Origin of the sequence: Enterococcus sp. DIV1758, assembly GCF_051711985.1 — a bacterium.
GTDB classification, from domain to species: domain Bacteria; phylum Bacillota; class Bacilli; order Lactobacillales; family Enterococcaceae; genus Enterococcus; species Enterococcus faecalis.
Genome location: NZ_JBIOOA010000001.1, coordinates 2,688,625 through 2,703,828 on the forward strand (window position 1 = coordinate 2,688,625; position 15,204 = coordinate 2,703,828).

Consider the following 15,204-nt stretch of genomic DNA (forward strand, 5'->3'; position numbering starts at 1 on the left):
AGGAAAAAATATGTCGACAAAAAGCCAAGTCCTAACTTTATTGATGAAACAAACGCCCGCATTCCTTTCGGGCGAAGAGATGGCACAACGTCTATCCTTATCTCGCACAGCTATTTGGAAAGCGATTAATGAATTGAAAAAAGATGGCTATCAAATTACTAGCGTGCAAAACAAGGGGTATCGCCTTGAAAAATCAGATGTCCTTTCTGCAGAAGGCATTCAGTTGGCATTATGGCCACAAACACCGCCTTTAACAATTACCGTCCTAGAAACATCTGAATCTACCATGACCGATGCTAAGCGGGCGATTTTAGACCAGACGCCAGACAATACATTGATTGTTGCTGACATGCAAGAAATGCCGCGGGGCAGGTTCGGCCGGCCGTTTTTCGCTACGCCAGGTAAAGGGATTTACATGAGCATGGTGCTTCAACCGAACCAAAATTTTGAAGAAATCGCCCAATATACTGTGATTATGGCCGTAGCGGTCGCTCGAGCAATGGATACTCTGGCAGGCGTTCAAACAGAAATTAAATGGGTCAACGACCTTTATTTAAACGGCAAAAAAGTTTGCGGGATTTTGTCGGAAGCCATGAGCAATGTGGAAACAGGGCAAATTTCCAATGTTATCATCGGCATGGGGATTAATTTTTCAATTACAGAAACCGAATTTCCTGAGGACATTCGGCAGAAAGTGACTTCCCTTTTCCCAGATGGTGAACCGACGGCGTCGCGAAATGAACTAGTCGCCAACATTTGGAATCATTTTTATCAAATTTTAGACGAACGTTCAACGAAAGACTTTTTAGAAGAATACCGACAACGCTCCTTTGTGATTGGCAAAGACGTCGCTTTTACCCAAAACGGGCAAGACTTCCGCGGCGTTGCGACAACCATTAATGGAAACGGGGAATTGATTGTCCAGTTGCCTGATGGTACGTCCAAAACGTTGTCTTCTGGGGAAATTAGTTTGGACCAGATTGGTGAATGGCGTCGAGGATAAGTGGGGAAATTTAGAAAAAGAGCAAGAAAGCACCTGTCTAAATTTAAACAGATGCTTTCTTGCTCTTTAAAAATCAACTTCTTTTTGTGCTAACATTTCGCACAATTCTTTGGGGAAATTCGTATAGGGATTTTCATTGATTTTCATTTCTTCTAAAGGAGAAAACCAGTTTTTATTCGTATTCTGAAAAGCAATAGCTACTTTTTATTCAAGATACTTACATACTTCTGCGCCTTTAAAATTTCGATAACTGTCTTTTAAATGCAGAACTTTCTCTAATCTCCCATATAAATTTTCTCTAGTCATGTATCGATTGACTTCCTCAAAGTGAAGTAATAACCAGAGTTCAAAGCATTCATTTGAAAAAATTGTCTTGATTTCAGGACGATGTCGTTGTCCACATCTTACCGCGTTTTCAATCGATTCTGTGGTTTGTTCGTCCTTGTCATACATAACATAAAACAAATCATAATTGTCTCGCTCCGCTTTTCCCATACTCCGAATACAGGAAACGGCGTATTCGACCAACGCCTCTCCTTGACGTCTACATGTTTTTACTTTGAGTTTACTTTTAATATTGACTGCAGAATATTTTCGTTTAATCAATCTAAGGTAAGCTTCTTCTGTTTCTCCTTCGCAAAAAATCATGACATTTGGTTTTAATTTCTTTCCTTTTTTTACCCTTTTTATTTTTGGCATACCAACTTCTACTCCTTTACCTTCACTGCCTGAACGATTTCACTTCGATCAATATGAGGAACACCACCAAACAGACCATTTAAATAACGGCGATAATATGTGATATCTCCGCGACCTTTTTTTGGGTCTGCTTCAAAGTCATACAAAGCGTATAATTCGCTGGCACCACGATAATTCTTATCTGCGAAGTAAATTTGATCCTTTCTCAATTGATTATCCATCAAATGAAGTTCATGGGAGGTCAAGATAAATTGTGTATTCGTCTCCATGGCATTGAACGCTTCTAACAATGTTCCTGACAACTCTTGATGAAACGCATCATCAAATTCATCAAAAACAAAAACTTTTTCTTCTGGATTAAATAAAATATTTAGTGCTAAGCCAATTAATTTTTTCGTCCCAGAAGATTCCAAATCATAATGAATACGTTCTTGTCCGACCACTTGATTCATTTCATCATATTGGTTATAAACAGAGTACAACGAATACAGACTTTTCTTGACTCGACCAATTTCAATGGTCGGGTCTTTTTCTTGGATAATTCGTTCTAAAACAGCGGCTAATTTTTCTTGTTTCGAGTAATCTTCCTCTTTGTCTTTCACAGGAACTAGGTCAACCATGTTCATATCCGCAAGTTTCAAAAAGTTCAAGACTTTCTCTTTGTCTTTTTCATTGTTCAACCGTTCAATATTCCGTAAAGATCCATCAAAAATAACTAACTGATTGGCAAACCAACGAACGACATTCGTAGCGTGCTGATCATTTTTTGATTCCAACGTATGGATAACTAACGAATTAGACTTAATTTGTGTTTGGTATTCTTGATATTTTTCTGGAAAAACGGAAGATTCCGCACCGTCTCTTTTAAAATAATAAACAAAATCATCCTGCGTTTTGTCATAAATTTCTAAAGATTCCTTAACTACTTCGCGCGCTGTGTTAGCTAACGAATAGCGATACAAGACACTGTCATTAATAAATTCAATGGTCATAACAGATGGACTTTGTTTAGTGAGAGGGTCTAACGCAAAAGGTTCATATAATAAAGCATCATTAATCGAAGCTTGTTCTCTTAAAACCAAAGTTTTTAACGCATTTAACCCACTCACTAAATTTGATTTTCCTGAACCATTTCCCCCAAAAACAATGGCACTCTTCAGTAACCTTAGTTTTTCTGGGTAATTTTTAGGCTTCACTTCGAAACGATTATTGACATACTTTCGTAAATACGCGCCTGTTTGTAGGGAAAGTGTTTGTTCCTCTTTAAAAGATAGAAGATTTTTGACTGTAAAATTAACTAGCATACTGTTCACCTCCTCGTTTTTTCATCTATTCTTTTATTATATCGTTAAAAGCAGATGCTGTAAAACGTTTTTCCGTTTTTAAAATCGATTTCCCAAAATAACGCTTTTCTCCCACACCTTTAAATTTATTTAAAAAACAATAAATTTTCTTAAACTTCATTGTGAGAACCGCTGCATAAATTCTATACTTCTAGCGTTAGATAAAATAACCTTGTTAGGTGAGGCTCCTATCCAAACATAGGCTATTGCGCAGAAATGTCGAAAGACACCAATGTGTAAAACAGGAATGGTCGAATTAAGGCTCTTCTAAAAATAGCTAAGAGAAATCTTTACGTTGGATAGTGCTAAAGCTCAGACGATGAGAACCGATTGGCTTGCTGTGTCCTGTTTAGTCGCAAGCGCTTATTTACGATCGATGCTGGCTTAGTCTACTCTTTCAAGGGAAAAAGAAAGGGATTCTCATGCAAACATCGAATAAAAAATTTCCACTTTATGCCCTAACAACGCTTGGTTTTACTTTCCTCACTTTGTTAGTGGCGGCTAGTCCAAATTGGTTTCAACAAATGGACGAAGCTATTTATCACATCAAATGGCAATTAAATGCCCCACTTTTAACAGCGGTCAATCTGTTAGCAAAAACTGCCACGATTGGACCAATGCTGCTATTCTTCTTATTATTGATGGTTTACCTTTTACGCAAAAAAGAAAAAATTCTAGCCTTTTGGGCTGTCAGTAACCTATTAGCTGTCGGCTTTTTAGGGAGCGTTTTTAAACATGTGGTGGGTCGGGCTCGACCAAACCTAGGTGCTTTAGCTGATCGAAGCTCTGCTAGCTTTCCCAGCGGACATTCATTATTAGCAATGGCGCTGGTCTGTACGATTTTGATCATTTTGGCCTATCTTCATGTCGAAAAAACCAAAGGCATCAAAATTTTCTTACTTACTTATTTAGTTTTGATTGTGTTAGGTCGTTTAATCTTACGCGTTCATTATCCTAGTGATGTCATCGCTGGGATGCTCCTAAGTTATAGCTGGGTCAACTTTTCATTTCAAATTGTTCAACGTTATTTGCCAGCACCTGAACCAGAGGAAGCAGAAGTACCGACACAACGCCGGCGCCGCCATTCTCGTAAAAGAAAAAGTTTATTCGTGGTCTTTAGTTTAACCCTTTTATTTTTAGGCACACTTTCTGTTTCCGCTTACGGGGTCAGCATGTATCGCAATTTGCAAAAAACAGCGAATACCATGTATAAACCAAGAAAATCTTCCACGAAGAGTCCCGATTTAGCCAAAGGTGAACCGGTTAGTTTCTTAATTATGGGGATTGCGAATGACTCAAAACGCAAAACCGATTACCGCTCCAATGCCTTAATGGTGGTTACAGTGAATAATCAATTACAAAAAACTACCATCACCAGCATCCCGCGTGACTACTATGTGGAAATGGCTGGCACCAATGGCGAATACAATAAAATCAATGCGGCCCACGTTTTCGGTGGTGCCGATATGCAAATCAAAACAGTTGAAAATGTCTTGCACATCCCAATCAATCATTACTTTTCAATTGATATGGATGCTATGAAGGACCTTGGCGATGCGGTGGGCGGCGTCACTGTCGACAATGCCTTTGCTTTTGACGCTGAAGGGATTCATTATCCGAAAGGCAAACAACATTTAGGTGGCTGGGAAGCTTTACAATACGCGCGCATGCGTTACGAAGACCCCGAAGGCGACTATGGTCGTCAACGCCGCCAGCGAGAAGTTTTAATCGAATTAACCAACAAGTTACTTTCTTTTAACAGCTTGCTAAAATATCAAGAAATTCTGGACGTAATCGGCGAACATGGTGAAACCGACTTGTCCTTTGGCCAAATGATGGCAATGCTAAAAAAATACACCCCCGCACTAAAAACAATCGAAACCGATCAATTGAAAGGCTACGATTATACTGGCGATGGCGTGACAGGAATTGAAGGTATTTCTTATCAACTAGTTGAAGAAAGCGAACGCCAACGTGTCGAAAATGCCATCAAAGAACAAATGAACCTCTCTACGAAAGACACTGAACAATCGCAATAACGACTAAAAAGCAGCGCCCCTTAATGAAAGGGGCGCTGCTCACTTTGTCTATCGCAGAAGCTTTAGCGAGTACGGTTATTTTTTATAAATCACTAAAAATCGCTACCGTCTTAAACGGCTCTACACCAGAGAGGTATGTTGTCGCATATCTCTCTTTTCATTGCTGTTATAGCACAACAACCCTAAAAAGACCATCAATAAAAAATACCCGAGCCTCCTATTTTTCTGAAGCTCGAGCATTTTTTATTTTTACGGTCCAGTCACTAAATTCCATGTGACTGCGGCTTGGTATTGTTGACCAGTCATGCCTTGACTAGCTGGTACTTCTAGTTTGATATTATCAAATACGAAATCTAGCTGATAGACATTACTGCCAGTAAATTGTTGGTTGGCAACGATGTTCGTAGCCGTGTTATTTGCCGTTAAGTTAATAACCTTGGTGGTGCCAATCGTGTTTTTCAACTCCGTTGGTTGATTGTAATTGGAGAAACTTGAAACAGGAGCTGCACCTAGTAATAGGCGGGTCGCTGTTGGCAAGCTGTCTGTAGCTGATTTTGGTTGAGACAGTTGCGCCGTTAAGCTCCAATTCGGTTGGGTTTTCTTAATTCGCAGATAGGGATTGCGTGTGCCGTTGCCGTAGTAATCAGCGGTTTTCTTCAGGCCATGCTGTTGTGTGTTTCCCGCAATCCCTATCTGACCAAAATTGAAAGTTGGCACACTGATGAATCCCTCTGCCGTTGGTGTAACAATCGCCTGATCATTGTCTTTCACACGAACAGTTGCTGAAGCAGAAATGCCACTGTAATTCCCACTGGTGGTAATCCCTGCACGCAAGACTTGCCCCGCTATGCCCGTCGCTTTGGTAGTGAACTGAACCGTGGCAGATTTCCCTACTGGGATGTCAGTCCCTAAGCTAACGCCATTAGTCCAAGTAGTCGCTGTGACTGGAACGGTTTTCGCCGTGCCGCCAACTGGTGTCACGATCATGGCAGTTGGTGCTGCTAAGCCAGTTGTCCAAGCCGTTGATTTCTTGATGGTCGCCGTGGTTAACGGGGCTTGGCTTGTATTGGTAATCGTAGCGCGCCATGTGACGTTGCCGCCGCTAGTTACTGTTTCAGCTGTAGTGCGTGTTAAAGTAACACTCGCTTTTGGCACTTCCTCTTTATACACCGCCGTCATATCGTCATTGCCATCAAAGGTTGTGTTATATGTTGGCGTAGTGCTGGTTGTCAACGTATTCGGTTTGGTTTTACCTTTGTACCAACCTTGGAAAGTATAGGTTTTGCCGCCAGCTGAATAACTAGCTGGCAAGGCTTTCGCCGCTGTATACTTGAAGGTGTCGCTAGTCATCGGAATCTGGTTACCTTGCGTGAACCCTGTTGGCGCTGTGATTTTGGTGCCCGTGGTATCAACGAAGTTTTCGGTGACCTTGCGATTGGTTAGATAGTAGTAGACGGGTTTATCTAATGTATAATAAGTTCCTTTGTTTGCTACAATAGCCGGATTATGGACAATCTCTCGCAAATAAGCAGGTACTTGAACATCTGTTGGGGCTGCCGGAGTTGTTTGATTAAAAACAAACGATTGACTCCCACTTTTCTTTAATTCAAACCATTTAGAAACATATTTATCTGAACCTTCAACAATTGGAATTGTGGAATTATTATTTTGAACACTAGGAAACGAGTATGCCGCATCAAAAGTACCGTTCTTGTTATAAACGCTCATTTTTTCATAGTATTTTGGCAGTGCAAATGTTAAATTAGCCACACTGTATTGTGAAGTTCGCCCACTCAGTATCTCAAGAGACTGTGCAGGATAAACAATTTCTTTCAAGTTGTTTTTGGTTGGCGCAACTTGACCTTTTTCAAGACTGACTGTTTTCCAGTTAGCAGAAATATTTGTATCCGCTGCATTATTTGAGAATACTTCCCCATACCAATTGTCATAGGTCAAGCTAACTTTGGAAGCATCGACTTGCTTACCTGATTCATCTACGAACCCGAATTGATAGGTAATGGCTGGAAAATCAAATGCTTCTATTTCCTCATAGACCACATTTAAATCGTCATTGTCATCGTAAGTAACTGCGTAACTAGGTGTCTTCGTCGTTTTTAAAGTCGCTGGTTTGGTTTTGCCTTTGTACCAGCCTTTGAACTTGTAAGTTTTGCCGCCTGCCTTGTACGTATCCGGCAAGGCTTTGGCACTGGTGTACGTGAAGTCATTGCTCGTAATACTTGTTTGTTGCCCTTGGGTGAAACCGGTTGGTGGTGTGATTTTGGCACCAGTGGCGTCAACGAAGTTTTCGGTGACTTTACGAAAGGTAACATTTAGATCAATATCGTTTGCTGGAACATAAGCCTCTCCATGTGTAGCATAATAACTAGTGGGCGATTCAGCTTTTCCAGACGTATCTCTAATTTGATAGATGTATTTTCCTAAAGCAAAATTACTTGAGATATCATAATGCGATGAATCAGTAGGTGCTATTATCAGTGCCACATTTGTTAGTCGTGGTTCCAAAGTTCCATAACCTATATTCACTATACTCCCTGCAATCGATACTTGTTTGATATAAGCTGGCACTTGTAAACTCACAGCTTCTACATGATAGAATTGATTGAGATTGGAAGTTGCTGTAATTGTTTTCGCTGGGACAACAAGGTCAAACCCAGTTGCAGATTTATTAACAGTTGTAGGTCCAACGACTGAACTAATCGGCTTATAAGGACTGTTTTCGTTAATTGTAAAACGTGTTGTCGCAGTTAAATCAAAATCAGCCATATTCAAGGTAACATTTTCAGTATTCTTAAGGTTGAAGCCGATTACGCCTTCAGGAAAGGGAATAGGGTCAGTTTGATAACCAAGTAATTGCCCTAGACTTCCATATCTCGCATATAACAAATCAACTAACTGCTGATGAAGCTCGGGCAAATTTCCTGCCTTAACGCCAACGGCTCGATTTTGTATTTCTACTGGTGGTTGTGGCGTAGGTTGCGCCTCCTGCTGAGCTTCCACTTCTTTTTGCTCCGCTTTCACTGGCGTGTCTTCCTTCTTTTCTACCTCCACTTCTGCTTGTTTCTCTGTTTTCTGTGTTACTTCTTCTCGACTTGTTTCAGTCGTTGTTTCTTGCGTTTCACTACTTGCTTGCGTTTCTTCCTTGACGCTACTTTCAGCGGTCGGACTACTTTCAATCGTCACGGTTTCCGCAACTGCCGTCACGCCCGAAAAGGCATTCACTAGCAAAGAACTACATAAGCCAATAGCTGCAAGACGTTGCCATTTATTTCGCTTCATGTCGTCCCCTCTTTCTATGTACCATTCCGACAAGGCCAATTAAGACCAAGCCGAGAATGCTAAGATTTGCCTGACTCTTGCTCCCTGTACGAGGGAGCGTTGAGCCAGTTGTGGTGGTCTGTGTCGAACCACCACTTCGTTGATCTCCTTGCGGAGGACCAGCTGGTTCCTTGGGATCAGTAGCTGGCGCATCTGTTTTCGGCGGGGCATCTTTAGGAGCGGGTGTTGTCGGATTTTGGTAAAATTCAATCCCCACCGAACTAGAACCACCATCAGACGCTTCAACATTTATAAAAAAACTAGGGGAAAATAGTAGACACACAATCATTAAATAACGCTTTTTTTTCATTTTAAAACCTCCTTTTAAATCAACAACAGATTTGAACTTGTGTTTATCGAATGCTCAAACAACCTTTTTTCATACCTCTATAATAACAAAGAACCCCCCTTGAGAAATTGACGATTTTTACGCACTCCATGTGAATTTTTTGAATTATAGCGATAGAACAGCGTTTAAAGACATGTTATTTAATTATCAACCAATAGGAATGTTGTTTCCCACCTGTTTTTCCCTGAAATCACGCCTTTAAAGTTTAATTTTTTGTTCTCTTTAACGAGAAAAGCTCAAAATGTTAGTGTTGACCACTAACGTTTTGAGCTTTTCTTAACTATTTTGAAGAAACTTCTTGAAAAAAAACAAGATTTTTTTCGCATTCTTCGCACTTTTTTAGGTTTCAACCAATCAAAGCGCTAATTAATAGCCCTAAGGCATAGGTACCATTGAAAACCAGTAAGTTTTTAATGGAATGACGGAAACTTTTCGGCTGCGGCAATTCTTGTTTAAACGTTTGAATATTTTTCCAAATGACTGGCAGAGTGGCAAACGTGATTAACACCGGCCATTGATAAATACCACTAATGAAGCCAAATAAAATCACCAGATACCCAGCTAACGCTAACACTTGAAACAGCACAATCCCTGCTGGGCGCCCGATATAATAGACTAACGTATAACGGTGGTTCTCAATATCCGTATCTAAGTCCCGTAAATTGTTGGCGAGCATGATATTAGCAATCGAACAAACCAAGGGCAAGGACGCCACGACAATCGCAAGCACCGCCCAGAGATTGCCGTCTAAGCGAAAGGCGCCACTGGCGAAATCAACCGTTAAGTAAAACGGCGGCTTGGTAACGACGTTCAAGTAAACCGTTAAGACGAAGATGCCTAAGCCCATCGTGAAGCCACTGAAAATTTCTCCCAAGGGCATGCGGGATAACGGAATCGGTCCATACGTGTAGAAAATACCGATGAAGCAGCAAATTCCCCCTAACACAAGGAAGAGCCAACCGGTTTGAACCGTTAAGTACGCACCTACAACGGCAGTGAAGGCAATCATGGCGAAAATCATATTGCGGACCAGTTGTGGTGAAACGCCTGATTGTCCGATAATATTTTCTTCATATTTGTAGACGTCCGATTTGGCTTTTTTGAAGTCCATGTAATTATTAATGGCGGTGGTGGCCATATCAAAGACCACCATGCCAATGAAGAAAACCAGCGTGTTGCCCCACTGGACTTCCCCAAAATAGGTCATTGAAAACAAGACCCCGATGATAAAGGGAAAGAGACTGGCAAGCTTCGTCTGAATTTCCACTACTTTTAAAAACACATTTAAAGACATTTTTAGTCGCTCCTTATTTCAAATCGGCCCGATTCCCCATCGTATAGCCAGAGTCTTTGCCGATTTCAAAGTTGCCTTCGATATCTTTGCTAATGTAGACTTTGTCGTCTTTTGTGACGAAAATGGCATCGGTTCCTTTCAGACTTTCGACATATTCTAGTCCTTTTTTGACGCCCATTGAGAAGACGGCTGTTGAGAGACCATCACCATCGATGGATTTGTCGGTGATAATGGTGACACCCGCGATGTCGTTATCAAACGGATAGCCAGTTTCACGATCGAAGAGATGGTGGTACGTTTTACCATCGACTTTTAAGTAGCGTTCATAAATTCCTGATGTGACTAAGGTTTTGTTGCTTTCTTTGACTTGACCTAAAACAGTGTTGCGGGCTTTATTCGGATCTTGAATCCCAACTGTCCAGTCCATGTCTTTGCCACGTGGGCTGTGTCCTAAGACGTAAACATTCCCGCCTAAATCGACGATAGCGGTGGTAACGCCGTTGTCTTTGAGGACTTTCACGACTTCGTCGGTGATGAAGCCTTTGGCAATTGCGCCTAAATCCAATTGCATGCCTTTTTCTTCAAGGTAAACGGTTTGCTCTTTGTCGTTGAATTTAACTTTCGTATAATCGACAAGTTTCAAGGCTTGATCAATTTCGGCTTGGCTTGGTTTGCGGGCATCATCGAAGCCAATGTGCCACATAGAGGTGATTGGGCCAATTGCCATGTCGAAACCACCGCGGGAGTCTTTGCTATATTCATAGGCTTTTTTCAACAAAGGATACAGGTCATCTGAGACTTTGACTGGTTTCACGCCTGCTTCTTGGTTGATTTCATCAATTTCTGAACCTGGTTGGTTGACGGTGATTTTATCGCCTAGTTCTTTGACACGGGCAAAAGCTTTCGGTAAGACGTCTTCTTTGCCATCATCGTAGATGCGAATTTGAACGTAGGTACCAAGCATTGTTTGACGGTCAGAGTATGGTTCTGTATTAATTTTCGCTTCTGGTTTTGAGGAACAAGCAGCTGCCACAAACAGCACTGCTAGAACACTCACCATGAGCAGAAGTTTCTTTTTCATAGGATTCCCTCTTCTTTCCTTCTTTAATTAAAAAATAAGTTCTCTTGCATAGTAGCCTTTTTTGGAAAAAATGAAAAGTCTTTCTCTTGGAAATTCACAAATTTCTGTGAAAAAAATTTGTGAAATGATGGACAGAACTAGCGAAGAAAAAGGGGCGGGAAAGTCAGCCAACCGACTTTTTCCCAACCCCTCAATGGTGCTAAGTAATTGCTGAAAAGCATTTCAGGAACTACTTCACGATTCATTTATTTCTAATTATTTTGTTACGATGTTGTCAACAACGATTTCAGTTGTGTCGCCTTTTTCAGCAGCGTTCACTAATTGTTGTGCGTAGTTGATGAATGAATGTGTGCTGTGTGTTGCACCAGTTACCACTTCAACACCTGCAGGTGAGCCGTCTTCTTCGCCCATTGCTTTAACAAATTCTTTGTTTAATGTTTCGATATATTCTTTTGGTCCAACGCCAGTAACGTCTTTCATTTTGCTTTCGTATTCAGTGTCATCTTTTTTAGATTTGCCGTCAGCGTTCACGTTATCGTAGTTAGATTCAGTCACTTTACCATCTTTCACAGTCATTGAGAATGTTGTGTGGTAGCCGTTTGAGTCATTTTTTTCTTTCAATGAGTACGTACCATCTTTCAATGTTGCCCCATTGTCGATTTCGATTGTGTCTGTGTTACCAGCTTGTGCTGCTTGGATTAATTGTTGTGCGTAGTTTTGGAATGATTCAGATGAATGAGTCGCACCGGTTACTACTTCCACACCGCTTGCGCTTTGTGCTTTAACAAAAGAATCGTTTAATTGTTTGATGTATTCTTTTGGTCCAACACCAGATTTTGCTTTCATGCTTTCTTCATACTTAGTGTCTTCTGTTTTAGATTTGCCGTCAGCATTGATGTTGTCATATTTAGATTCAGTGATTTTGCCGTCTTTTACAGTCATTTCAAAGACTGCACGGTAACCATTTTTTTCATTTTTTTCTTCTAATTTATACGTACCATCTTTTAAATCGCCACCGGCAACTTTTTTCGCTGGTGCTGATGATTCAGTTGATTTTTTCGTTTCTGAAGATGCTGCGCTAGAAGAGTTCGTTGTGTTGTCTTTCTTGTCTGCGCCACAGCCTGCTAATACTAAACTAAATAATGCAATTGCCGCAAAACCTTTAACAAATTTATTCACTTTCATTGATAGTCACCTTTTCTTTCATGATTTTCACAAACATTAAAAGTTTGTGATACATTACACATTATAATGGTTTTAAAAACGTTGTCAAGACCATCCCCTAAAAATATTTACATTTCGGTCTTTTTTTCATCAAAAACTCATCGTTGGAGTAAATTTGTTGACAATTAAAATTTATATTAGACAAATTCGTGAAATACTTATATAATGTTAGTCGATTGTGTACTTATTAATCATTATCACTATTTTACTACTTACAATATTAAGGAGCGGATTGTCAATGACAAAGCAAAATATTGTCGTTGTAGGTGCTGGGTATGCTGGCGTTTCAGCTACTAAATTTCTAGCAAAGAAATTTAAAAAAGATACGGACGTAACAATCACATTGATTGATCGCCATTCTTACCACACTATGATGACCGAATTGCATGAAGTAGCAGGCGGACGTGTTGAACCAGAAGCAATTCAATACGACTTACAACGTTTGTTCTCACGCAAGAAAAACGTAAAATTGGTAACAGATACTGTTACTGGGATCGACAAAGAAAACAAAGTTGTGAAAACTTTAGCAGGTTCTTATCCATTTGACCAGTTAATTCTGGGTATGGGTGGCGAACCAAATGACTTTGGAACACCAGGCGTGAAAGAAAATGGTTTCACCTTATGGTCATTTGATGATGCAGTGAAAATTCGTCATCACATTGAAGCAACCGTTGCTAAAGCAGCCATCGAACCAGATGCTGAAGTACGCAAAGCAATGTTAACATTCGTTGTCTGTGGTTCTGGTTTTACTGGGATCGAAATGGTCGGCGAATTAATCGACTGGAAAGATCGTTTAGCGAAAGATGCCAAAATTGATCCAGACGAAATTACATTAATGGTTGTTGAAGCAATGCCAACCATCTTAAACATGTTATCTCGTAACGATGCTGCCAAAGCAGAACGTTATCTAGAAAAGAAAAATGTTCAATTATTATTGAACTCACCAATCGTTGAAGTTGCAGCAGATCATATTAAATTAAAAGATGGTTCTGAAGTACCAACGCATACGTTAATCTGGACAGCTGGTGTGAAAGCAACTTCTGATGCCGCTGACTTTGGTTTAGAAGCAGCACGTGGTAGTCGTTTAGTTGCGAATGAATACATGCAAGCAAAAGGTTACGAAGACAAAAACATTTATATCATTGGTGACTTGGTTTATTACGAAGAAACACCAAATACACCAACTCCTCAAATCGTTCAAGCAGCTGAACAAACAGGTCATACTGCAGCTGCCAACATCGTTGCAGATATTAAAGGCGGCGAAAAACATGCCTTTAAAGGAAACTACCAAGGATTCATGGTTTCCATCGGCGCGAAATGGGGCGTTGCCAACTTATTCGATAAAATTCATTTGAGTGGTTTCTTAGCCATCATTATGAAACATATCGTTAACTTGAAATACTTCTTTGATATTCGTTCTGGTTACTACATGTTCCAATACATTATGCACGAAATCTTCCATATTAAAGATGATCGTTCTGTTGCTCGCGGACATACGTCTCGTTACGGCAATGTCTTGTGGAGTGTTCCGCTACGTGTCTTCTATGGTATGGTTTGGTTAGTCGAATCAATGAAGAAAATTGTCGGCAACGGCGATTACTTGAAACCAAGCACTTGGTTTGGTGACGGTTCTTGGTTCACAGATAAAGTCGTTTTCCCATTCCCTTGGTTACAAGAACAAGTAACAACAGGTGCTTCTCAAGCAACTGAAACAGCAACAACTGCTGCAAGTGGTGCGGCGGATGCTGCGGCAAGCGGTGGGGCCGATGCGGCAACACAAGCAGCGCACTTTGGGTTAAGCTACGCTTACGGCGAAACACCAATGCAAGTGTTTGATCACATGCCTAAATGGTTCGAAAGCGTAATGAAATTTATGATGCCAAACCAAGAAGTTGCTTTGTTCATGCAAAAATTCATGACAATCGTTGAAGTATGTATTGCTTTAGCATTGATTGCTGGTTTATTCACTTGGTTATCAAGTGCTGCTACAATTGGTTTAACAATTGCCTTCTGTTTATCTGGCATGTTCTATTGGGTAAATATCTGGTTTATCTTTGTCGCTTTTGCTTTGATGAACGGTTCAGGCCGTGCTGTCGGTTTAGACCGCTGGGTAATTCCATGGATTCAACGCAAACTTGGTAAAGCGTGGTATGGTACCCCGAAAGCTAGATACGGCGGTAAGTAAGCAATCGATCATCGATTGACAACTACGAGCAAAAGCTGAGACACATGTCTCCAGCTGACTATCATAGGATTTAGTATGTGGGACAGCAGTCAAGCATGACTTTTGTCCCACATATTTTCTTTTATATAATATGGTGGCTCAACTGGAAAAGAATACTTCTTTTCCGTTCATTATGTTATGATAGACAAGAAAAAAACACCAAAGGAGAGAGAAGAAAATGACGATCAAAGAATTCATTAAGAAAAGTCGCTTGAAAACATGGGACGTTATTATTATTGCTATTTTAGTTCTTGGTTCTTTTCTGCCCCTTGTTGTTTTTGCCATGCAAAACCGTGGTCAAGAAGCGGCTACGTATCAAGCAGTCTTGAAAGTAGACAACAAAGTAATCAAAGTCTTTGACTTAAAAAAGGACGGCCCGCATTATACATATAAATACGAAGCAAAAGACGGTGATTACAACCTGATTGAAGTAGATGGTGATCGTATCCGCGTGAAGGAAGCCAACTGTGCTGACTTAGTGGATGTTCGGCGAGGCTGGATTTCCAAACCTGGTGAAACCCCGATTGCCTGTCTACCCCACAATTTGTTTATCACCGTGGAAGCTTCTGATGGGAGTGAAGACGGTAGCTTAATTTATTAAGCACGACAACT

The 15,204-nt window shown here is 40.6% G+C and carries 11 protein-coding genes and 1 riboswitch; of the genes, 4 read left to right on the forward strand and 7 right to left on the reverse strand.

Annotation, left to right across the window (positions count from 1 at the left end):
* Positions 1-10: 10 nt before the first annotated feature.
* Positions 11-1,003 (forward strand): biotin--[acetyl-CoA-carboxylase] ligase, encoded by a 993-nt coding sequence (locus IGJ52_RS13050; RefSeq protein WP_010816863.1) that lies wholly within the window; start codon positions 11-13, stop codon positions 1,001-1,003.
* 204 nt (positions 1,004-1,207) lie between these two features.
* Here IGJ52_RS13050 and IGJ52_RS13055 read toward each other — a convergent pair whose 3' ends face one another.
* Positions 1,208-1,702, reverse strand: coding sequence for an RloB family protein (locus IGJ52_RS13055; protein WP_002419656.1), 495 nt, complete (start codon positions 1,700-1,702; stop codon positions 1,208-1,210).
* A gap of 8 nt (positions 1,703-1,710) precedes the next feature.
* Positions 1,711-3,006: an AAA family ATPase gene (locus IGJ52_RS13060; RefSeq protein WP_279259363.1), complete on the reverse strand. Its 1,296-nt coding sequence runs from the start codon at positions 3,004-3,006 to the stop codon at positions 1,711-1,713.
* Positions 3,007-3,209: 203 nt separating this feature from the next.
* A riboswitch (M-box (ykoK) riboswitch) is annotated at positions 3,210-3,376 on the forward strand.
* Positions 3,377-3,467: 91 nt separating this feature from the next.
* Between IGJ52_RS13060 and IGJ52_RS13065 the strand changes: the two genes are divergently transcribed.
* Positions 3,468-5,084, forward strand: coding sequence for a phosphatase PAP2/LCP family protein (locus IGJ52_RS13065; RefSeq protein WP_438792166.1), 1,617 nt, complete (start codon positions 3,468-3,470; stop codon positions 5,082-5,084).
* 249 nt (positions 5,085-5,333) lie between these two features.
* On the opposite strand, the gene IGJ52_RS13070 is transcribed toward IGJ52_RS13065, so the two are convergent.
* The 5 genes from IGJ52_RS13070 to pplA form a co-directional block, all read right to left on the reverse strand.
* On the reverse strand, positions 5,334-8,381 hold the full coding sequence (locus tag IGJ52_RS13070; protein ID WP_279260904.1) for a WxL domain-containing protein: 3,048 nt from the start codon (positions 8,379-8,381) through the stop codon (positions 5,334-5,336).
* Positions 8,368-8,730, reverse strand: a complete 363-nt coding sequence (locus IGJ52_RS13075; RefSeq protein ID WP_002383160.1) for an LPXTG cell wall anchor domain-containing protein — start codon at positions 8,728-8,730, stop codon at positions 8,368-8,370. Before IGJ52_RS13075 ends, IGJ52_RS13070 begins: the two co-directional genes overlap by 14 nt.
* Positions 8,731-9,115: 385 nt before the next feature.
* The gene (gene menA, locus IGJ52_RS13080) at positions 9,116-10,063 is read right to left on the reverse strand and encodes a 1,4-dihydroxy-2-naphthoate polyprenyltransferase (RefSeq protein WP_010817733.1); all 948 of its coding nucleotides are present in this window, start codon (positions 10,061-10,063) and stop codon (positions 9,116-9,118) included.
* 13 nt (positions 10,064-10,076) lie between these two features.
* Complete coding sequence (locus IGJ52_RS13085; RefSeq protein WP_002354751.1) at positions 10,077-11,144, reverse strand: FAD:protein FMN transferase; 1,068 nt, start codon at positions 11,142-11,144, stop codon at positions 10,077-10,079.
* A 255-nt stretch (positions 11,145-11,399) separates the two neighbouring features.
* A complete protein-coding gene (gene pplA, locus IGJ52_RS13090) occupies positions 11,400-12,329 on the reverse strand; it encodes an extracellular electron transfer flavoprotein PplA (protein WP_002367507.1) in 930 nt (309 codons plus the stop codon).
* Between the two features lie 277 nt (positions 12,330-12,606).
* Here pplA and IGJ52_RS13095 point away from each other — a divergent pair, with 277 nt between their 5' ends.
* Together IGJ52_RS13095 and IGJ52_RS13100 are read left to right on the forward strand one after the other, a co-directional pair.
* Positions 12,607-14,553 carry an NAD(P)/FAD-dependent oxidoreductase gene (locus IGJ52_RS13095; protein ID WP_002354747.1) on the forward strand — a complete coding sequence of 649 codons (1,947 nt, stop codon included), beginning with the start codon at positions 12,607-12,609 and terminating at the stop codon, positions 14,551-14,553.
* Positions 14,554-14,770: 217 nt separating this feature from the next.
* Positions 14,771-15,193, forward strand: coding sequence for a NusG domain II-containing protein (locus IGJ52_RS13100; RefSeq protein ID WP_002354745.1), 423 nt, complete (start codon positions 14,771-14,773; stop codon positions 15,191-15,193).
* The last annotated feature ends 11 nt before the right edge of the window (positions 15,194-15,204 follow it).